The sequence below is a fragment of the Aeromonas sobria genome, from assembly GCF_006243315.1.
Taxonomy (GTDB): Bacteria; Pseudomonadota; Gammaproteobacteria; order Enterobacterales; family Aeromonadaceae; genus Aeromonas; species Aeromonas sobria_A.
This window is the reverse complement of the sequence record NZ_NKWE01000041.1, coordinates 26,971-47,214: the sequence shown is the minus strand read 5'-3', so window position 1 is coordinate 47,214 and position 20,244 is coordinate 26,971. Positions and strand designations below refer to the sequence as shown.

Below are 20,244 nucleotides of genomic sequence, written 5' to 3'. Positions count from 1 at the left end.
AAAACCGGCAGCCTTGGCTGCCGGTTTTTTCTTTCCAGCCCGATTAACGTGCTTCCGCTCTCTTGGACTCGCCACCCAATCACCCTGCGACAGGGGAGTACCGGTCACCCGAGTTGGTGTTCAGTCACAGTCACAGGGATTAAAAATATCCTTATGAATCTCATATTGATATAGTCATCAGATTCTGGAATGGAGTTCAGATTGATGAAGCAACATTACGTTTGCCAATTTAACCCGACAGAACTGGCAGCTACGCTCAGGCCCTATCAAGGCGGCAAACTGACCATACTGCTGGCTGAACAGGAAAGTTCACAGGTCGCGCTGTTGCAGCAGTTGTGCAACGACCTTGAGATCACCCTCGATGGCGCCATTTTCCCCCAACTGCTCGGCGCGCAAGGATTGCTACCACAGGGGGCATGGTTACTGCCCAGACCGGAACCCTATCAGGCAACCTTGATACCGCTGCCACCAGAGGGGGATGCAGTACAGCTGGCCCGACTGATCACAGATCAGGTGGCAAGCATGCTGGCCACCTGGCCAGCCCTCTCGCCGCCACCCACCCTGTTTCTGACCTTCGACAACCTCATCCCCAATATTGCCTCCATTCTGGATGCGCTTTATCTGCAGTTGGCCAATCGCGTCAACTATGCCGGCACCAATGCGGGCAGCGGCCACTTCACCCCCCTTGCCTGTCTGTTCGACAACCAGCGGCTACTTGCCTACGGGGTGACCTGCACGCTGCTGCCAAACAACAGCTTTCCCTTTCTGGAGCATGGCTATCAACTCTCGGCCCAACCAATGCTGGCGACCGGCAGCGGCGCCAACACCATCACCTACATCGACTGGCAACCGGCTTTTCACACCTATCAGGAGCTGATCCGCCAGCAGTTCCAGCACACGCTGACGCACGAGGAGCTCTACCACTTCGCGGTACACATGCCCCTTGGCCTGCTCCTTGCCAATGGGGATGTGATTGTCAGGATCCCGTTCGATGTGACGGATGAGGGTGCCCTGATCTGCTCGAGCGAAGTATCCGAGCACAGCATTCTCACGCTGCTGAAAGCGCCGGAGAGTGCCACCGATCATGCCTGCTCACTGGCCCGACGCCTCTGCCAGCAGCAGGATCTCACCCGGGCGCATCTGCTGGAGGTTTACTACTGCGCAGGGCGCCAGCTGCACTTCGGCCAGCAAACCGTGACCGAGTTGCGCACCCTGCTGAGCGACTCGGGCGCGGGCGAGCTGGCAGGCGCACTCTCACTGGGTGAAATTGGCAGCATCCGCAGTGGGGATTATCCCCAGTTTCATAACGGCGCCATTCTCTGCAACGGGGCATTGGTATGAATAACGATCACGCCATGGCGATTGTGTGCGATCTGGCGCTCTGTATCGGGCGCGAAGTGACGCTGGACGCCCTGCTTACCAAGGTATTGCAGCGTTTCATGTATCACTGCGCCACGCCGGTCGGCGTGGTCTTGCAACAAAAACCGGAGGGATACACCCTGCTCAAGGCGATTGGCGACGAGCAGTTGTGCCAGCATACCGGCACCACCCTGACCCTGCCTGCTTGGGTCAGCGAGGAGGCGCGCTGCCTGCTGCAGCAGACGATCCCGCTACCGGGTAGCCATTCCTACCGCTTTGCCTATCGCCTCAGGGTCGACGGGGGCTATCTCATCTTGTTGCTCGCCCCCCAGCCACAGCAGCAACTGGTGCCCGTCTGTCATCTGTTCAGCCCGGTGCTCGGCAATCTGGCGCGCACCATTCAGTTGTGCAAAGACAGCGAACTGCTCGCCCAGCGCCAGCAAGCCGAATTGAAAGATCTGCAGCACTTCAACCAATCCCTGCTCAAAGCCATCCCGATCCCGGTGTTCTACAAGGATATCGAGGGGCGTTTTCTGGGCTGCAATCCGGCCTTCAGTCAGGTGATCGGGATCAGCAAAGAGTCGCTACTCGGCAAGCGGACCCATGAATTGCTGCCCGTCGGCATGGCTGAGGAGTACTCCATACGGGAAACCGAATTACTGCGAAACCACCAGCCCCAGTGCTTCGAGCTGCAACTGCACGATCGCAATGGCATGCGCTATAACGTCATCTGTTTCAAGGATCTCTTCTACGACCATCAGGGGATGATCGCGGGCATCATCGGCACCCTGGTCGATATCACCCGCCTTAAAGAGAGCGAACGCCACCAGCGTGACCTGCTGTTCCAGGCCATCAGCGCCCTCGCCAGCGCCATCTCTCACAAGGATCGCAACAGCGCAGGCCATGAGCAGAGGGTGCATGATCTGGCGCTGGCCATCGGGCAGGCCATGCAGCTGCGTCAGGATCAGCTTGATGGGCTGGGGCTGGCCGCCATGGTGCACAATATCGGCCTGCTGCAGACCCCCACCGAGATCATCACCCGCCCCCGAGAACTGCGGCCGTTGGAGTTCGAGCTGATCAAACAGCATCCGCAAGCAGGTCATGACATCCTCACGCAGATCGACTTCCCCTGGCCCATCGCCATCATAGTGTTGCAACACCACGAGAACCTTGATGGCAGCGGATACCCGATGGGGCTGACAGGCAACGCCATCACCCTGGAGGCGCGCATTATCCGGGTGGCGGACTCACTGATCGCCATGACGGCCCATCGCCCGTTTCGCCGCGCCATGCCCCTGAGCGACGCCTTTGCCGAACTGACCCGCTATGCCGGGATCCGTTACGATGAACAGGTCGTCAATACCTGCATCCAGCTGTGGCAGACCGGCTACGGCTTCAGCCCCTCCATCAGCCAGGTCATGCACAAGGCGGGATAATATGTCTGAACTGCTCACCCCCTATTCATCCCGCCATCACCTGCCAGATGCCCTCCCCTCATCGGCCATGTTGCTGACTCAGGTGATGGACCAGCTCCCCTACCGGGTGCTGCTCAAGGACACTCGCTTCATCTACCTCGCCGGCAACCGCCTGCTGGCCGATGATCTGGCCCTGACTCCCGAGGCATTGGTAGGCAAGAGTGACAGCGATTTTTTTCCGCCCGAACTGGTGCGACGCTATCGGGAGGATGACACTCGGGTGATGCGCGAAGGCATACATCAGCACATCGAAGAGCCCTATCTCAAGGGCAGAGAGTCCCGCTGGCTCAGCACCACCAAGTTTCCCCTGCGCGACAAAGCGGGGGCGATCGTGGGGGTCGGCATCTTCTTTGAAGACATTACCGAACAGAAGTGGCAGCAGGAGAAGCTGCAACAGTACCGCTGGACCCAGCAAGCGATCAGTCGCGCCCATCACGCCTTGCTCAAACCGGGCGATGAACATCTGCTGCTGCAAGATATTTGTGATGCCATCGCCTTCGATGACCGCTTTCCGTTGGTGGCGGTGCTGCAGAGTTCCCCGGATCCCGCCCAACCACCCCGGGTCGTGGCGCGGGCAGGCAGTGCCGACGCCTCAGAGCAGGCACTGTGGTTGACCGATGATGCCCTCGGACCGGCCATCCTCCACCAACGTAGCCTCAATCAGATCATCTGCCATGAGCCGCAGCAGCACAGACGCCACCCACTTTACTCCCACCTGCTGATCCCCCTATTACTGCAGGGAGAACAGCCGGGGGCACTGCTCATTCACAGCGACCAGCAACGGCTGTTCAGTCAGGAGGAGGAGCAGCTCTTTATCCAGTTGACCGACTACCTCGCCTACGGCCTGCAAGCGCGCCATACCCAGCAGGCCTACCTGCACTCGCAGCAGGAGAAGATCCTCCACGCCCGCCAACTGGAGCTGGCACTGGAAGATGCACTGGGGGCCATCGCCGCCGTGCTGGAGCAGCGCGATCCCTACACGGCGGGTCATCAGAAACATGTCGCCCGGCTGGCCCAGGCCATCGGCAGGGAGCTCCGGCTGGCAGAAAGGCAACTGCGGGGACTCTATCTGGGGGCCATGGTGCACGATATTGGCAAGATCCAGGTGCCCGCCGAGATCCTCACCAAACCGGATCGCCTGACACCGCTCGAGTTCGAGCTGGTCAAGGAGCACCCCGCCATCGGCTATCTGGTGCTCAAGGATATCGACTTCCCCTGGCCCATCGCCCAAATGATCCACCAGCACCATGAATATCTCGATGGCTCCGGCTACCCACAGGGGCTCAAGGGGGATGAGATCCTGCAGGAGGCCCGCATCCTCACCGTCGCCGATATCGTCGAATCCATGTCATCGGATCGCCCCTATCGCGCCGCCCTTGGCATTCCCCAGGCCCGGGAGCAGATCGTCCAGATGCGCGGCCACCAGCTCGATGCGGATGTGGTGGATGCCTGTCTGCGGATCCTCGACCGGGGGGACTTTATCCCCCAACCGCTCGGCAAGCCGTAACGCCGCAGATCAAAAAACCGGCCAATTGGCCGGTTTCTGTTTTTACTCTCTTGCGTAATCCGTATTAACCCAGACGGATCCGGGCGTTGCGGAACATCCGCATCCAGGCCCCATCCTCGCCCCAGTTGTCCGGGTGCCAGGAGTTGGCCACGGTGCGGAACACCCGCTCCGGGTGCGGCATCATGATGGTAGCGCGGCCATCCGTGGTGGTCACCGCGGTAATGCCATCCGGCGAGCCGTTCGGGTTGGCCGGGTATTGCTCGGTCACCTGACCGTGGTTATCGACAAAACGCAGCCCTACCAGACCGCTGGCTTGCAGTGCGCTCAGGTGAGCCGCATCGCGCACCTCGACACGCCCTTCCCCGTGGGAGACGGCAATCGGCATCACGGAGCCTGCCATACCGGCGAAGAAGGCAGAGGGTGACTCCTGCACCTGCACCAGGCTGAAGCGCGCCTCGAAACGCTCGGAGTGGTTACGCACAAAGCGCGGCCACAGATCGGCGCCCGGGATGAGATCCCGCAGGTTGGACATCATCTGGCAACCGTTGCACACCCCCAGAGAGAGGGTATCGCCGCGCTCGAAGAAGCGCTGGAACTGCGCGCGAGCGTTGTCGTTGAACAGGATGGACTTGGCCCAGCCTTCACCGGCGCCCAGCACGTCACCGTAAGAGAAGCCGCCACAGGCCACCAGGCTCTGGAACTCCTCCAGCTTGATGCGACCGGAGAGAATATCGCTCATATGGACGTCCACTGCGGCGAAACCGGCACGATCGAACGCCGCCGCCATCTCCACGTGGGAGTTGACCCCCTGCTCGCGCAGCACCGCCAGACGGGGGGATACCCCACGGGCGATATAGGGCGCCGCCACATCCTCAGACGGGTTGTAGCTGAGCTTGGCATGCAGACCCGGATCGGTGGCGTCCTGACGGGCGGCGTGCTCTTGATCGGCACACGCCGGGTTGTCACGCAGACGCTGCATCTGCCAGCTGGTCTCGCCCCAAATGGTGCGAAGCGCAGTACGGCTGGCGCGATAGAGCTCCTGACCCGCACGCTGCAAGGTGATGAGATCCCCCTCGCGCACCGTGCCAAGCACATGGGAGCAGGCCGCCAGACCATGACCGGCCAACAGAGTCATCACCGCCTCTTTGTCTTCACGGCGTACCTGAATGACGGCGCCCAGCTCTTCGTTGAACAGCGCAGGCAGCAGCTCGCCACCGATGCGATCGAGATGGATATCGAGGCCGCAGTGACCGGCAAAGGCCATCTCGGTCAGGGTGACGAACAGGCCGCCGTCAGAGCGGTCGTGATAGGCGATCAGTTTGCGATCGGCCACCAGCGCCTGAATGGCGTTGAAGAAGCCCTTGAGCTGCACCGGATTGTCGAGATCCGGCGCCTTGTCACCCAGCTGACGATAAACCTGCGCCAAAGCGGAAGCACCGAGACGCTGCTTGCCGTTGCCAAGGTCAATCAGGATAAGGTCTGTCTCACCCAGATCGGTACGCAGCTGCGGGGTCACTGTGTTGCGCACATCTTCGACCCGGGCAAAGGCGGTGATCAGCAGGGAGAGCGGCGAGGTGACGCTTTGCTCCTTGCCATCCTGCTGCCAGCGGGTCTTCATGGACATGGAGTCCTTACCGACCGGAATGGTGATACCAAGGGCCGGACAGAGCTGCTCGCCTACCGCCTTGACCGCCTCATAGAGACCGGCATCTTCCCCCGGATGACCCGCTGCGGACATCCAGTTGGCAGAGAGCTTGACCCGTTTCAGGGAACCGATATGAGCCGGTGCCAGGTTGGTCAGGGCCTCGGCTACCGCCATACGGGCAGAAGCGGCATGAGAAAGCAGCGCCACCGGGGTGCGCTCGCCCATCGACATGGCCTCACCGTGATAGCTGTCGTAGGTAGCGGCGGTGACGGCGCAATCGGCCACCGGGATCTGCCAGGGGCCAACCATCTGATCGCGGTTAACCAGACCGGTCACGCTGCGATCGCCAATGGTGATCAGGAAAGATTTCTCCGCCACGGTCGGCAGGCGCAGTACCCGCTCGGCTGCGTCACTCAAAGTGATGCCATCGAGCTGGAGCGCTTTGCCTTGGGCAGGCAGGGTCACCACGTCGCGGTGCATCTTGGGCGCCTTGCCCAGCAGCACGTCCAGCGGCAAGTCGATGGGCTGGTTGTCAAAGTGTGCATCCGACAGCGTCAGATGCTTCTCTTCGGTGGCAGTGCCGATCACCGCATAAGGGGCGCGCTCACGCTCGCACAGTGCCTTGAACAGGGGTAACTGCTCCTGCGCCACCGCCAGCACGTAACGCTCCTGGGATTCGTTGCACCAGATCTCCAGCGGGCTCATGCCCGGCTCGTCGCTCTGGATGGCGCGCAGATCGAAACGGCCGCCACGCTCGCCGTCGTTGACCAGCTCAGGCATGGCGTTGGAAAGACCGCCCGCACCTACGTCATGAATAAAGACGATAGGGTTCGCCTCCCCCATCTGCCAGCAGCGATCGATCACCTCCTGGCAACGGCGCTCCATCTCGGGGTTATCGCGCTGTACCGAAGCAAAATCGAGATCTTCGGCCGACTGGCCGGAGGCCATGCTCGATGCGGCACCGCCGCCCAGACCGATATTCATCGCCGGGCCGCCCAGCACGATCAGGGCCGCGCCGACCGGGATCTCCCCTTTCTGCACGTGTTCGCTGCGGATGTTGCCGATGCCGCCCGCCAGCATGATCGGTTTGTGGTAACCACGCACCTCAACGCCATTGTGGCTCGGCACCTCCTCTTCGAAGGTACGGAAGTAGCCGAGAATGGCCGGACGGCCGAACTCGTTGTTAAACGCCGCGCCGCCGAGGGGGCCTTCCTGCATGATGTCAAAGGCGCTGACGATACGGCTCGGCTTGCCAAAATCCTGCTCCCAGGGCTGCTCGAAACCGGGGATGCGCAGGTTGGAAACGGAGAAACCGACCAGACCCGCTTTGGGCTTGGCACCACGGCCGGTGGCACCCTCGTCGCGGATCTCGCCGCCGGAGCCGGTAGCGGCCCCCGGGAAGGGGGAGATGGCGGTCGGGTGGTTATGGGTCTCCACCTTCATCAGGATGTCGACCCGCTCCTGGTGGTATTGATACTCACCATTGGCGGGGCTCGGGAAGAAACGGCCACCCTGACTGCCTTCCATCACGGCGGCGTTGTCTTTATAAGCAGAGAGGACATGATCTGGCGTCTGCTCAAAGGTGTTCTTGATCATCTTGAACAGCGACTTGGGCTGTTGCTCACCGTCGATGGTCCAGTCGGCGTTGAAAATCTTGTGGCGACAGTGCTCGGAGTTCGCCTGGGCAAACATGTAAAGCTCGATGTCGTTGGGGTTACGGTCAAGCTTGGTGAAATTCTCCACCAGATAGTCGATCTCGTCATCGGCCAGCGCCAGACCCAACGCCACGTTGGCTTCGGCCAGCGCAGCGCGGCCACCACCCAGTACATCGACCTGGGTGAAGGGGCGCGGCTCGTGGTGAGCAAACAGCGCGCTCGCCGCCTCCATCTCGGCAAACACCACTTCCATCATCCGGTCATGGAGCTCTGCAGCAATGGCGCTGCGCTGGGCAGCACTCAGCTCACCCTGACCACCTTTGATAGTCAGGTAATAGGCAATACCTCGCTCCAGCCGCTTGACCTTGGTCATGCCGCAGTTGTGGGCGATGTCGGTTGCTTTGGAAGACCAGGGGGAGATAGTGCCGGGACGGGGGGTAACAAGAAACAGCTGACCGCTGGGGGTATGTGCGGGGATAGTCGGGCCATGTTGTGCACCAGAGTGCAGGAGCTGGCCCAACCTCGCTCGCTCGGGGGGCGACAGGGGGCTCGTCAGCTCGGCAAAGTGCACATATTCGGCATAGACATCCTCTATCTCTAATCCACTCTCTTTTCCACTTTCCAGTTCACTTTTTGCCGCAATCTGCGCTAAGCGCTGCAGCAGTTTTTGGACACGAAAATCAGACAGCGCTGGGGCACCACGCAAGATATCCATATAACCTTTCTCACCTAGTTTTAAAGTGGGGGGGAATTGAGACGCGCGTATTATAGGGATCTGGTTCACAGCGGACAAACGTTTTTCTCATTTCATGCTGTGTGACTCGGCGCACACTCTCTGGTATAAAGGTGCCTCTTTTTTGACAAATGCCGATTTTTTCAACAAAGGTACTCACCTACTTGCGATGCATTTTTCGACTGTTTATCGGGTTGTTGTTGACGCTGACGCTAGTCGGCTGCGACTTCTATAGCCCCTCCAGCCAGCTGGAGCAGATCCGCCAGCGCGGCGAGATCCGGGTTGGCACCATCTATGGCCCCACCTCTTATTACCAGCGTGATGACCTCGCCCAGGGGTTCGATTACGAGCTGGCGCAAAACTATGCCGACTGGTTGGGGGTGAAGCTCACCATCATTCCGGTCGATACCACTGACGAACTGGTCGCCCTGCTGAAAAAGGGCAAGCTCGATCTGGCGGCTGCCGCCATCATGGTCACCCCCGAGCGGCGCGAGCTGTTTCGCTTCGGCCCGGGCTTTTATCAAGTCTCCCCCAAGCTGGTCTATCGCAATGGCAAACCCAAGCCAGCCTCGTTGAACGATATCAAGGGCAAGCTGGTGGTGGCCGCCGGCTCCACCGGTGAAGACCTGCTCAAAGAGATGAGCAAGGAGAATCCCGAACTGACGTGGGGCACCAGCCACAACGCCGATGTGGAGGAGCTGCTCAAGCAGGTGGTGGATGGCAAGATTGACTACACAGTGGTGCAGGATACCGTGCTGGCCCGTACCCAGCGCTACTACCCCGAACTGACCGAGGGGCTGACCCTGGCCCAGAAGCAGACCGTCGCCTGGGCCATGAGCAAGCTGCCCGATGACAGCCTCTATGCCAGCGTCATCGACTTCTTCGGTCAGCGCTTCATGGATGGTGCCATCGCCAAGCTGGACGAGAAGTACTTCGGCCACGTGCAGAACTTCGACTTTGTCGATACCCGCACCTTCCTCAAGCGGGCCAAGAGCCTGCTGCCCAAGTACCAGTCGCTGTTCCAGACCCACGCCAAGAATATCGACTGGCGCCTGCTGGCTGCCATCAGCTATCAGGAGTCCCACTGGGACCCGCAGGCCCGCTCCTACACCGGCGTGCGCGGCATGATGATGCTGACCGAACCTACCGCCAAGGCGATGGGGGTCAATAACCGACTTCATCCGGAACAGAGCATCAAGGGTGGCTCCCTCTATCTGCAACAGATGATGGAGAAGGTGCCCGATTCGGTGCCCGATGACGAGAAGGTATGGTTTGCGCTCACCGCCTACAACATAGGTTACGGCCACATGATGGATGCGCGCCGCCTGACCAAAGATCTGGGCAAGAATCCCGATGCCTGGAGCGATGTAAAAGAGGTGCTGCCGCTGCTGCAACAAGCACGCTGGCATCGCAAGGTACGTTATGGCTATGCCCGTGGCAGCGAGGCGCGCAACTATGTCAATAACGTGCGCCAGTACTACCAGAGTCTGCTGTGGCTCGATAACGAACAGCAGAAAGCCCATCAGCGTGAACGTCTCGACAACGACAGCGAGCCGGAAATTGCCGAGCGCCCCACCGTCATCGCCGAAGTGGTGCGCCAGATCACCATGGGCTAACAAGGCATTATTCGGCTATTTTCAGGCAAACTTCTCTGTTACCATCTGATTACATCGGAGCCTATCCGAAATCGCATTGTTTTCATCATCTTGATATTTTCAATAACAGCAATTTCTGATGGGCTCCATCAATGACCCATGGCCAGGATGGCCACCCGATTGGGAGGAGACCACGATGCAAAAACGTAGAAAAATCAGTCTGGTCAGAAAAGCAAAGAGCGGCTGGAGCCCCAGACGTAAACTCAAGCTTAATGACATCAAGCGCAACCTGTGGCGCAGAAATCGTTCATATACCTTGCTTATTGCAGAACCAACAGCATAGACCCGGCATTCGCCGGGTTTTTTTATCTCCATTCTCACCTGACTAACGTCTTACACCAGCGCAGCCTTGAACTGTACCGTCCGCTTGGATACCAGCGAGTTGCAGTGGTTGCAGAAGTAATCCACCGCTCCGCATGCCTGGAGACGCTCCAGCTCCTGCTGGCAAGTGGGGCAGATGGCCGTGACGCGAACATGGGCCTGGCACTGGCCACAAGTCTGCTCCTTGCTACGGGCATCCAGTCCAGCCTGGCATGATGGGCAAAGCAGGGCTTCCATTGTCGACTCCTCATAAAGTGCACCTGCGATGGGCTTGCCCATGGCGGGTTCCCCTCCCCGCCTGACCTAACGCCACTGCAGGGGGAATAACAAAGCGGCTGCCGGTGAGGGCAGCCGCCAGGGCTTATTTCTTCATCTTCAGCAGGCGTTTACGCTGCCGTTCCTGACTCAGGGTCATGGTATTTTTTCTGCCTTCAAACGGGTTGGCCGATTCCTGGAATTCAACCCGGATCGGAGTACCCATGATCTTGAGGGACTTGCGGAAGTAGTTGATCAGGTAACGCTTGTACGAATCGGGCAAGTCGTTCAGCTGGTTACCGTGGATCACGATACGCGGCGGGTTGTAACCACCGGCGTGGGCATATTTGAGCTTGACGCGGCGACCGTTAACCATCGGCGGCTGGTGATCTTCCTGCGCCATCTGCATGATGCGGGTCAACATGGCGGTACTGGTACGACGGGTAGCCGACTGGTACGCCTCCTGAATCGACTCAAACAGGTGGCCCACACCGCTGCCATGCAGGGCGGAGATGAAGTGGACGCGGGCAAAGTCGATAAAGCCCAAGCGACGTTCCAGCTCGTTCTTTACATCTTCTTTTACTTTCTGATCCAGACCGTCCCACTTGTTGACTACCAACACCACCGAGCGGCCGGAGTGGAGCACGAAGCCAAGGATGCTGAGATCCTGATCGGTGATGGTCTCCTGGGCGTCGATCACCAGCAGGCAGACGTTGGCATCTTCGATGGCTTTCAGGGTCTTGATGACGGAGAACTTCTCCACCGTCTCGTGCACCTTGCCACGACGACGCACACCGGCGGTATCGATAATGACGTACTTCTGCTCGTCACGCTCCATCGGGATATAGACGGAGTCGCGAGTGGTGCCCGGCATGTCATAAACGATGACCCGATCTTCGCCCAACATACGGTTGGTCAGGGTCGATTTACCGACGTTAGGGCGACCGACGATGGCAAACTTGATCGGCAAGTCGGCAAACGGGGTCTCTTTGGTATCTTCGCGGGTATCCAGATCACCGGCAGCTACCATGCGCAGCAGGGCTTCTTCGTCGAAGTCCTCCTCTTCTTCCTGCGCATCTTCATCGGTAGCGGCGTCGACCAGGGTTTCCAAGTGGGGAGCCAGCGCCAGTTCGAACAGGCTCAGCACACCACGACCGTGGGCAGCGGCGATTTGATAGACATCACCCAGCGCCAGGGCGTAAAACTCGGACACAGCGGAATCACCGTCGATGCCATCGGTTTTGTTAGCAACCAGGAACACCTTCTTGTGGGTCTTGCGCAGGTGTTCAGCGATGGCTTGATCCGCCGCAGTCATACCGGCACGGGCATCCACCATAAACAGCACCACATCGGCTTCTTCGATGGCCAGCAGGGATTGCTCGGCCATCTTCAGCTCGATCCCCTCTTCGGAACCATCGATACCGCCGGTATCGACCACGATAAATTCCAGCTCGCCCAACTTCGCCTGACCGTATTTACGGTCCCGGGTCAGACCGGGAAAATCGGCGACCAAGGCATCCCGAGTACGGGTCAAGCGGTTAAACAGGGTGGATTTCCCCACATTGGGGCGGCCCACCAGGGCTACTACAGGAGTCATAAAAGCCTCATTCTCAAGACGACAAAGGCTCCTGGCCAAAAAGCCAGGAGCCGGATATTCACATTAACGGACGATCAAGGACGCTTGAGGGCGTACAACTTGCCGTCACGGCTCTGTACATACAGGGTGTCACCATCCACCAGCGGGGCGGCATAGAGACCACTGCTATCGAGCTGCTGCATCGCCTTGATGGTACCGTCGGTACGATCCAGCCAATACAGGTATCCTTCCACATCACCCACCACCACATAGTCACCAAAGATGACAGGTGCAGTGACGGTACGATTCTCCAGCTTGGTATTAGACCACAACTCCAGGCCATTGCGACGATCGACTGCAAACAGGTGGCTGCGGCTGTCGGTCAGCACGATGGCATTGCCGGTCATCGCCAGATCGCGATAGCCGGAATACTTGCGCTTCCACACCTCGTCACCGGTCATCAGCTTGCGTGCCATCAGCTGACCATTGTAGGCAATGGCATAGAGCTCATCGCCGGCGATCAGCGGGCTGGCATCGACGTCGACCATGCGGTCAAGCTCAGTGGCACCACGGGGATCCGCCACCTTGGATTGACGAACCGGCTGACCGTTGGCCAGCAGGGCAATGCCCACTTTGCCATCGGCACGACCGTAAATCACCGCACCATTGGTAATAACCGGGGCACCGGCACTGCGCAGGGTCAGTGGTGGCTGCTCTTCGGAGAGCGACCATTGCAGTTTGCCCTCATCGGTATCGAGCGCAATCAGGCGGCCAGAGGTGGTCAGCACCACCACACGGCCATCTTCCACCGCCGGGCTGGCAACCACTTCACCGGGCACATTGGTCTGCCACAGCACCTCGCCGTTCTCTGCGTTCAGGGCATAGACAACGCCGTTTTCGGAGCCGAGGAACAGCTTGCCGTAACGGGAGACCAGACCACCGGAAAGACGAGCGCTGCGCTTATCGGCATTGACCGGCAGATCCGCCAGATCAACGGTCCACAGGCGATCGCCACTGACACGATCGAAGGCGGTGACATCACCACCACGAGCCGCAGCATAGATACGATCCTCTTCCACCACCGGCTTGAGCTGGGAGTAGAAGTTACCGATCCCGTCACCTACCGTCGCAGACCAGGCCGTGTCAGCACTGAAGGCAGATTCAACCTGGGGCAATGGTGCCATCGGGTTGAGATCTTCTTCCGAACTGAACAGGGAGCATCCCTGCAGCGCAAAGGAGACCGCGGCCCCCAACGCTACCATCTTGAATAGATTACGCATCCGGTGCCTCACCCATTACCACGGCCGGCAAGGCCAGGTCGTCCATCTTCAGTTTGAGCTCCTGGCTGCTTTGCAGGCCGCCGGCATCAGCAGCAGCCTGATAAGCATCACGGGCTTCTTCGCTCTTGCCCTGCTTTTGCAGGATATCGCCACGCACTTCCGCGACTTGGGCTTTGAAGGCATCACTGGTAATAGTGCCAAGCTTGGCCAATGCCTCATCGGCCTTGCCTTGATCATTCAGCACCCGGGCCAGGCGCAGAGCAGCGATGGGGCGAATGCTCTCGTCACCACTGGTGGCCACCAGAGTCAGCTGCTCGGCAGCCAGATCCAGCTTGCCCGCTTTGACGGCAGCAGCCGCCAGTTGCAGGGCGGCCAGCTCACCGTAGGAGTCACCCTTGTTGGCAGTGACAAACTGCTGTGCCTGCTCGAAACCGGCAGCATCAGCTTTGACCAGTTGTTCAATTGCCTGGTTGTAAGCTTGGGAGGAAGCTTCCATGGACTCTTGTTGATGCTGGTTGTAGTAGCGCCAGCCGAACAGGCCGACCAAGCCGATCACGGTCCCGGCGATCACCGATGTCCCGTTCTCTTTCCACCACTCCTTGATAACCTCAACCTGTTGTTCTTCGGTGGTATAAACTTCCACAGCTTACTCTCCTTTGGCTGCCAGCAGGGCGATGGCGGCGTCAACCTTGACGGTCTGTTGCTCAGCCTGACCACGCAGGTATTTGATAGTGATCTCCCCGTTTTGCACCTCGGTTTCACCAAGGATCAGGGCGATAGACGCGCCGCTCTTGTCGGCACGTTTGAGTTGTTTTTTGAAGTTGCCGCCACCGCAGTGGCTCATCAGGCGCAGGTCTGGCAGCGCATCACGCAACCGCTCGGCCAGCTGGAAGCCCGCTTGCTCGGTCCCCTCACCCACCATGGCCAGATAAACATCCACGGCAGGACGGATATCGCCATTGAGCTCGAGGGTCTCCAGCATCAATACCAGACGCTCCATGCCCATGGCAAAGCCAACTGCCGGGGTCGCCTGGCCACCGAGCTGCTCAACCAGACCATCGTAGCGGCCACCGGCACAGACGGTGCCCTGGGCACCCAGGCTGGTAGTGACCCACTCGAACACGGTCAGGTTGTAGTAGTCAAGGCCGCGCACCAGGCGTTCGTTCACTTCAAACGCGATACCGGCAGAGGTGAGCAGGCGCTTGAGCCCCTCGAAGTGAGCCAGACTCTCTTCGCCAAGGTGATCAAACAGACGGGGAGCATTAACCAAAATGGCCTGTACTTTTTGGTCTTTGGAGTCGAGCACCCGCAGCGGGTTGCTGTACATACGGCGCTGGCTCTCTTCGTCCAGCTGATCCTTGTACTGCTCCAGATAGGCCACCAGTGCATCGCGATAGGCGGCACGTTCGGCGCTCTGACCCAAAGTATTGAGCTGCAGGGTGACATTATCGCTGATGCCAAACAGGCGCCACAGGCGGTGGGTCAGCATGATCAGCTCAGCGTCAATATCCGGCCCGTTGATGCCAAACAGCTCGACACCGAATTGGTGGAACTGGCGATAACGACCCTTCTGGGGACGCTCGTGGCGGAACATGGGGCCCATGTACCACATCCGGCGTTCCTGGTTATAAAGCAGGCCGTGCTCGATACCGGCGCGGACGCAGCTGGCAGTTCCTTCCGGACGCAGGCTCAGGCTGTCGCCGTTGCGGTCATCAAAGGAGTACATCTCTTTTTCGACCACGTCGGTCACTTCACCGATGGCGCGCTTGAACAGGTGGGTCTGCTCGACAATCGGCATGCGCACTTCGCTGTAGCCATAGCTGGCAACGACCTGGCGCAGGATCTGTTCAACCTTCTGCCATACCGGGCTCTGCTCCGGCAGGCAATCATTCATACCGCGAATAGCTTGGATCTGTTTTGCCACGTTGATACTCGAGAAAAAGAGGTAAAATTTGGCCGCATTATAGGGATTTTCACCCCCGAGGTAAAATCAGAGAATCCGTATGCGGGATGTAAAATCAGTCACCTGGAACGAGGGCCACCCAAGGTGGCCCCAATTTGTTCAATCCTTGCCCACCAGGATCTGGTTGGCGGGATCCAGCATGGCGGCTCTGGCACGAATACGCCGTTCCAGGATCGGGATAAGATCCTTGTTATCGAGCCGATCGACCCGTAGGCCCCCTTCGTAGAAGGCGCTCTTGTTGGCCGCACCGGCCAATCCCAGATCGGACACCAAGGCTTCCCCTGGACCATTGACCACACAGCCGATGATCGACACATCCATCGGGGTGATGATGTCTTCGAGCCGCTCTTCCAGTGCATTGACGGTGGCGATCACATCGAACTCCTGACGGGAGCAGGAGGGACAAGCAATAAAGTTGATGCCACGGGAGCGGATGCGCAGGGATTTGAGAATATCAAACCCGACTTTGATCTCTTCAACCGGGTCTGCGGCAAGGGAGATACGAATGGTATCGCCGATCCCATCTGCCAGCAGCATGCCAAGACCGACCGCCGATTTCACCGCGCCAGCCCGAAAACCACCGGCCTCGGTGATCCCCAAATGGAGTGGCTGCTCAATCTGTCTGGCCAGCAGGCGATAGGCGCCCACCGCCAGGAACACATCGGAGGCTTTCACACTCACCTTGAAGTTCTGGAAATCAAGGCGATCCAGATACTCGACGTGACGCATGGCGGATTCCACCAGTGCCTCGGGGGTCGGCTCGCCGTACTTCTCCTGAATATCTTTTTCCAGCGATCCACCGTTGACGCCGATGCGGATCGGAATGTTCAGATCGCGAGCACAATCGACCACCGAACGTACCCGCTGCTCGTTGCCGATATTACCCGGGTTGATACGCAGGCAATCGGCACCATATTCCGCCACTTTCAACGCAATGCGATAGTCAAAGTGGATGTCGGCAACGATAGGAATACGGGTCTGCTGCTTGATGAATTTGAAGGCTTCCGCCGCTTCCATGGTCGGCACAGAGACACGGACAATATCGGCACCAACTCGCTCGATCCGCTGGATCTGCTCGACGGTCGCCGCCACATCGGTGGTCTTGGTGTTGGTCATGGTTTGCACCGTGATGGGGGCATCGCCCCCGACCGGTACATTACCAACCATGATCTGCCTGGATTTACGACGAATGATGGGAGATTCGTGAGCGGATTTTTCGTGAACAGACATGGGAAACAGGTTACTCCTGCGGCAATGAGAAGCGAGCAGTACGGCCGTTGTTATAACGACTCATATCAAACGAAGTGCCCTTGTAGTCAAGCTTGACCGCCATCGGCGCACCAATGGTGAACTTGAGGGGCTCGGCGCCTTCCAGCACCAACTCGTCATTGGCTTTCTTCAGACCGCTGAACAGGGTCTTGCCGTTGCCATCTTTCACATCCAGCCAGCAATCGGCGGTGAAGCTCATCTTGAGTTGCGGCGCCTTGGCTGGCTCACCTTGAGCCACTTCCGCTGTTGGTTCTGCCACTGCACTCGGCACCGAGGTATCAGCCACAGCACCATTCACCGGAGCCACAGAGGCTGCCGCTTGAGTGCCAGCCGCAGCAGAGATCGGGGCAGCCACATCAGTGCCAACGGCAGCAGATGGCTCAGCCCCCTCAATAAGCACAGGGCTGATGATCTCGGGCTGCGGATCGGCTGCAGGCTCAGAGACGGTCGCGCTCATTTCGGTTGCGGCAAGGGCTTCGTCACCGGCAGAACGGCGGGCGGTACTCTGCCACCACCAGGCGACGGAGAGCGCAATCAACACCAAGATCACCAGCCAGGTCACCATCTTGAGCCGACTGTCATTGGCTTGTTGGCGGGAACGGCGGGAGAAACTTTGCATGTCGATATTATCAGGTGGCGTCAGACCCAGCTTGTCGTAAGCGGCAAGAATAGTCTCATCCGGGATCCCGACCAGCTTGGCATAGGAGCGCAAATAGCCGCGGATAAACGTATGGGAGGTGTTCTTGTCGTAAGTATCCGATTCAATAGCAGCAATCAGGGTCAGACGAAGGTGAATGCGGGATGCAACCTGTTCTCGTGTCCAGCCAAGCTGTTCACGGGCGTTGCGCAGCAATTGGCCTGGGCCTGCTGCCTGGGAGTCGTCTTGAAAATCGTGTGGCTGTTCAGTAGTCATTGGATAAATAACGCTTGGCTTGTTGCGAAGTGGGATATTGCCTTACCAGCTCAGTCCCGAATTGGTGAATTAATGCCGGTTTGTCCATCGCCTGTGCCAGCCGCAATCTCAACCAGAGACTGTCCTCGTTCTCGTCTGACGCATCGGCAAAACGAGCGAGGTAGGACTGCACATCAGGCAGCTTGCCATCTTTCATGGAAAGCTCGGCCAAGTCCAGCAATAACCTTGGGTTGCGGGGATTATACCCCAAGGCCAAGCGATAGTACTCGCTTGCTTTATCATTTCTGCGATTTTGCTGGGCGCAAAACGCTGCATTTTCATAGGTATCGGAGATTTTCACGTAGCCAGGCTGCTGCACCGCCTGATTAAAGGCCTTATCCGCCTCCTCATAACGGCCACGATCACACAAAAAGGCACCATAGTTGTTCATTGCGTCAGCATTGGACGGATCCATAGCAAGAGCATTCTTGTAATGATTTTCAGCGGCAATGAAATCCCCTACGGTCTGATAGAAGTAGGCGAAACCAATCTGGATTTGAGAGTTGGAGGGGTCATACTGGAGGGCGCGGTCAAGATTGAACTTGGCCTGCTCGGCATTGCCCTGACGCAGGTACTGGATCCCCAGGTCGAGGCGCGTTTGGGCCGCCGCCTTAAGGTCGGGACCCACTTCACGCTGGGTAGAATTCTGGCCAGCGTAAGTGGTCTCGGTCACACAGCCGGGCAGCGCGCATAGCGCTGCCACTACGATCAATGTACGTGTATCCATTCCCTTTCTATACAATGGCTTAGCATTTAAACCATTTTGACGGAAATCCCATCCTGTTGCATCCGATTTTTGATAGTTCGCTTGGTACGGTCAATTACGTCCCCCACCAGCTGACCACAGGCGGCGTCGATGTCGTCCCCACGGGTCTTGCGAACGATCACGGTGTAACCGTACTCCATCAGCACCTTGGAGAAGCGATCGATACGGCTGTTGCTCGGTTTGCCATAAGGATTGCCCGGGAAGGGATTGAACGGGATCAGGTTGATCTTGCTCGGCGTGTCCTTGAGCACTTTGGCCAGTTCGTGGGCATGTTGCATGTCGTCATTGATATGATCGAGCAGCACATATTCGACTGTGACCCGGCCACCATTGGCATTGGACTTTTCGAGATAACGACGCACGCCAGCGAGGAAATCCTCAATGTTGTACTTGTCGTTGATCGGCATGATCTCGGAACGCAACTTGTCATTCGGCGCATGCAGGGAGATAGCCAATGCCACGTCGATCTGGTCGCCCAGCATGTCAAGTGCCGGTACCACCCCTGAGGTCGAGATAGTCACACGACGCTTGGAGATACCATAACCGTAATCATCCATCATCAGACGCATGGCAGGCACCACGTTGGCGAGGTTGAGCAGCGGCTCGCCCATTCCCATCATCACCACGTTGGTGATGGGACGCTTGCCACCGACCACGCGGGCGGCACGCCACACCTGACCGATGATCTCGGACACTTTCAGGTTACGGTTAAAGCCTTGCTGGGCAGTGGAGCAGAACTTGCACGCCAGCGCACAGCCGACCTGGGAAGAAACACACAGGGTGGCCCGATCGCCTTCGGGAATATAGACCGTCTCGACTTCCTGATCACCCACCTGCAAGGCCCACTTGATGGTGCCGTCAGAGGAGCGCTGTTCCCGGCTGATCTCGGGCGCTTTGATCTCCGCCATCGCCTTAAGGCGATCCTTGAGCACCTTGTTGACGTTGGTCATCTGATCGAAATCATCACAACCGAAGTGATAGATCCACTTCATTATCTGATCTGCCCGGAATGGCTTCTCGCCCAGTTCGACGAAGAAGGCACGCATGGCATCCCGATCAAGATCCAGCAGGTTGATTTTTGTTTCGCTCATCAATGGCCTCAGTTCAAACACTTCATCAATTATTGGCTGACGATGTCAGGGGGCGGCATTGTACAAATAATGGGGCTGGCTTTCCACCTGGAGAATAGAGGGATATTGCGCAAAAAGAAGTGACGCCTGCAAAACAACAAAGGGAGCCGAGGCTCCCTTGTGTCTATCAAGCCACACCTCAGGCGCGGGTGTGAAGCTCTTCTTCATTAAAGAAGTAGGCAATTTCACGCTGGGCAGAGGCAAAGCTGTCGGCACCGTGCACCGCGTTGCGATCGATGCTCTCGCCGTAGCAGGCGCGAAGAGTACCGGCCAGCGCTTGCTCGGGATTGGTCAGCCCCATCAGATCGCGATAACGCTGTACGGCATTTTCTCCTTCCAGCACCTGCACCATCACGGGGCCAGAGGTCATGAAGGTCACCAGCGCATCATAGAAAGGACGGCCTTGATGTTCAGCGTAGAAGCCGGCGGCCTGGTCACTGGTCAGACGCAGCATTTTGGCGGCGACGATGGTCAGCCCGGCGCTTTCCATGCGGTGGTAGATCTCACCGATCAGGTTCTTGCTGACAGCATCCGGTTTGACGATAGAGAAGGTACGTTCGATGGCCATTGGTATCTTTCCTTAATTACAGGGTCTTATTGTTAGTATCCATGTTCGCTGGCGATTATACGTAAACAAAAAGCGGATAAACACACAAAAAAGCAACTTTTTATTAAACATAACCTCCTTGCAATCAACATCAAC

At 58.3% G+C, this 20,244-nt stretch carries 16 protein-coding genes; 5 read left to right on the top strand and 11 right to left on the bottom strand.

Annotated elements, in window-relative coordinates; all coding sequences use genetic code 11:
- Window positions 1-204 precede the first annotated feature (204 nt).
- Genes CF137_RS13535 through CF137_RS13525 form a run of 3 tightly spaced genes read left to right on the top strand, consistent with a single transcriptional unit; the run spans window position 205 to window position 4,341 of the window.
- Entirely contained in the window at window positions 205-1,341 is a 1,137-nt protein-coding gene (locus CF137_RS13535; protein ID WP_139719636.1) for an FIST C-terminal domain-containing protein, read from the top strand.
- Window positions 1,338-2,795, top strand: coding sequence for an HD domain-containing phosphohydrolase (locus CF137_RS13530; RefSeq protein ID WP_139719633.1), 1,458 nt, complete (start codon window positions 1,338-1,340; stop codon window positions 2,793-2,795). Before CF137_RS13535 ends, CF137_RS13530 begins: the two co-directional genes overlap by 4 nt.
- A gap of 1 nt (window position 2,796) precedes the next feature.
- Window positions 2,797-4,341: an HD domain-containing phosphohydrolase gene (locus CF137_RS13525; RefSeq protein ID WP_139719631.1), complete on the top strand. Its 1,545-nt coding sequence runs from the start codon at window positions 2,797-2,799 to the stop codon at window positions 4,339-4,341.
- A 64-nt stretch (window positions 4,342-4,405) separates the two neighbouring features.
- Here the strand turns inward: CF137_RS13525 and purL are convergent, their stop codons facing one another.
- On the bottom strand, window positions 4,406-8,356 hold the full coding sequence (gene purL, locus CF137_RS13520; protein ID WP_139719628.1) for a phosphoribosylformylglycinamidine synthase: 3,951 nt from the start codon (window positions 8,354-8,356) through the stop codon (window positions 4,406-4,408).
- A gap of 149 nt (window positions 8,357-8,505) precedes the next feature.
- Here purL and mltF point away from each other — a divergent pair, with 149 nt between their 5' ends.
- Both mltF and CF137_RS22115 read left to right on the top strand, forming a co-directional pair.
- Entirely contained in the window at window positions 8,506-9,990 is a 1,485-nt protein-coding gene (mltF, locus tag CF137_RS13515; protein WP_139719626.1) for a membrane-bound lytic murein transglycosylase MltF, read from the top strand.
- A 175-nt stretch (window positions 9,991-10,165) separates the two neighbouring features.
- Window positions 10,166-10,312 (top strand): hypothetical protein, encoded by a 147-nt coding sequence (locus tag CF137_RS22115; RefSeq protein WP_162850107.1) that lies wholly within the window; start codon window positions 10,166-10,168, stop codon window positions 10,310-10,312.
- A gap of 50 nt (window positions 10,313-10,362) precedes the next feature.
- Here CF137_RS22115 and CF137_RS13510 read toward each other — a convergent pair whose 3' ends face one another.
- From CF137_RS13510 to ndk, 10 genes are all read right to left on the bottom strand, one after another.
- Entirely contained in the window at window positions 10,363-10,587 is a 225-nt protein-coding gene (locus CF137_RS13510) for a zinc ribbon domain-containing protein (protein ID WP_139719624.1), read from the bottom strand.
- Between the two features lie 124 nt (window positions 10,588-10,711).
- The gene (gene der, locus CF137_RS13505; protein WP_068979372.1) at window positions 10,712-12,202 is read right to left on the bottom strand and encodes a ribosome biogenesis GTPase Der; all 1,491 of its coding nucleotides are present in this window, start codon (window positions 12,200-12,202) and stop codon (window positions 10,712-10,714) included.
- 74 nt (window positions 12,203-12,276) lie between these two features.
- Complete coding sequence (bamB, locus tag CF137_RS13500; RefSeq protein ID WP_101316580.1) at window positions 12,277-13,461, bottom strand: outer membrane protein assembly factor BamB; 1,185 nt, start codon at window positions 13,459-13,461, stop codon at window positions 12,277-12,279.
- Entirely contained in the window at window positions 13,454-14,104 is a 651-nt protein-coding gene (locus tag CF137_RS13495; protein ID WP_042019025.1) for a YfgM family protein, read from the bottom strand. The genes bamB and CF137_RS13495 overlap by 8 nt, the downstream gene beginning before the upstream one ends.
- 3 nt (window positions 14,105-14,107) lie before the next feature.
- Complete coding sequence (gene hisS, locus CF137_RS13490; RefSeq protein WP_042019024.1) at window positions 14,108-15,385, bottom strand: histidine--tRNA ligase; 1,278 nt, start codon at window positions 15,383-15,385, stop codon at window positions 14,108-14,110.
- Between the two features lie 138 nt (window positions 15,386-15,523).
- Window positions 15,524-16,654, bottom strand: coding sequence for a flavodoxin-dependent (E)-4-hydroxy-3-methylbut-2-enyl-diphosphate synthase (gene ispG, locus CF137_RS13485; RefSeq protein WP_042019023.1), 1,131 nt, complete (start codon window positions 16,652-16,654; stop codon window positions 15,524-15,526).
- Window positions 16,655-16,664: 10 nt separating this feature from the next.
- A complete protein-coding gene (locus tag CF137_RS13480; RefSeq protein ID WP_139719621.1) occupies window positions 16,665-17,606 on the bottom strand; it encodes a RodZ domain-containing protein in 942 nt (313 codons plus the stop codon).
- Window positions 17,596-18,387: a PilW family type IVa pilus biogenesis/stability lipoprotein TapF gene (gene tapF, locus CF137_RS13475; protein ID WP_098969695.1), complete on the bottom strand. Its 792-nt coding sequence runs from the start codon at window positions 18,385-18,387 to the stop codon at window positions 17,596-17,598. The genes CF137_RS13480 and tapF overlap by 11 nt, the downstream gene beginning before the upstream one ends.
- A gap of 11 nt (window positions 18,388-18,398) precedes the next feature.
- Window positions 18,399-19,502 carry a dual-specificity RNA methyltransferase RlmN gene (gene rlmN, locus CF137_RS13470; RefSeq protein ID WP_042019018.1) on the bottom strand — a complete coding sequence of 368 codons (1,104 nt, stop codon included), beginning with the start codon at window positions 19,500-19,502 and terminating at the stop codon, window positions 18,399-18,401.
- Window positions 19,503-19,680: 178 nt separating this feature from the next.
- Complete coding sequence (gene ndk, locus CF137_RS13465) at window positions 19,681-20,109, bottom strand: nucleoside-diphosphate kinase (RefSeq protein ID WP_042019017.1); 429 nt, start codon at window positions 20,107-20,109, stop codon at window positions 19,681-19,683.
- Window positions 20,110-20,244 lie beyond the last annotated feature (135 nt).

Excerpts from the sequence above, each read along its gene's own strand:
- CF137_RS13535 (WP_139719636.1), top strand. The coding sequence starts at position 205 with ATGAAGCAACATTACGTTTGCCAATTTAACCCGACAGAACTGGCAGCT.
- CF137_RS13530 (WP_139719633.1), top strand. The coding sequence starts at position 1,338 with ATGAATAACGATCACGCCATGGCGATTGTGTGCGATCTGGCGCTCTGT.
- CF137_RS13525 (WP_139719631.1), top strand. The coding sequence starts at position 2,797 with ATGTCTGAACTGCTCACCCCCTATTCATCCCGCCATCACCTGCCAGAT.
- purL (WP_139719628.1), bottom strand. The coding sequence starts at position 8,356 with ATGGATATCTTGCGTGGTGCCCCAGCGCTGTCTGATTTTCGTGTCCAA.
- mltF (WP_139719626.1), top strand. The coding sequence starts at position 8,506 with ATGCCGATTTTTTCAACAAAGGTACTCACCTACTTGCGATGCATTTTT.
- CF137_RS22115 (WP_162850107.1), top strand. The coding sequence starts at position 10,166 with ATGCAAAAACGTAGAAAAATCAGTCTGGTCAGAAAAGCAAAGAGCGGC.
- CF137_RS13510 (WP_139719624.1), bottom strand. The coding sequence starts at position 10,587 with ATGGAAGCCCTGCTTTGCCCATCATGCCAGGCTGGACTGGATGCCCGT.
- der (WP_068979372.1), bottom strand. The coding sequence starts at position 12,202 with ATGACTCCTGTAGTAGCCCTGGTGGGCCGCCCCAATGTGGGGAAATCC.
- bamB (WP_101316580.1), bottom strand. The coding sequence starts at position 13,461 with ATGCGTAATCTATTCAAGATGGTAGCGTTGGGGGCCGCGGTCTCCTTT.
- ispG (WP_042019023.1), bottom strand. The coding sequence starts at position 16,654 with ATGTCTGTTCACGAAAAATCCGCTCACGAATCTCCCATCATTCGTCGT.
- CF137_RS13480 (WP_139719621.1), bottom strand. The coding sequence starts at position 17,606 with ATGACTACTGAACAGCCACACGATTTTCAAGACGACTCCCAGGCAGCA.
- rlmN (WP_042019018.1), bottom strand. The coding sequence starts at position 19,502 with ATGAGCGAAACAAAAATCAACCTGCTGGATCTTGATCGGGATGCCATG.
- ndk (WP_042019017.1), bottom strand. The coding sequence starts at position 20,109 with ATGGCCATCGAACGTACCTTCTCTATCGTCAAACCGGATGCTGTCAGC.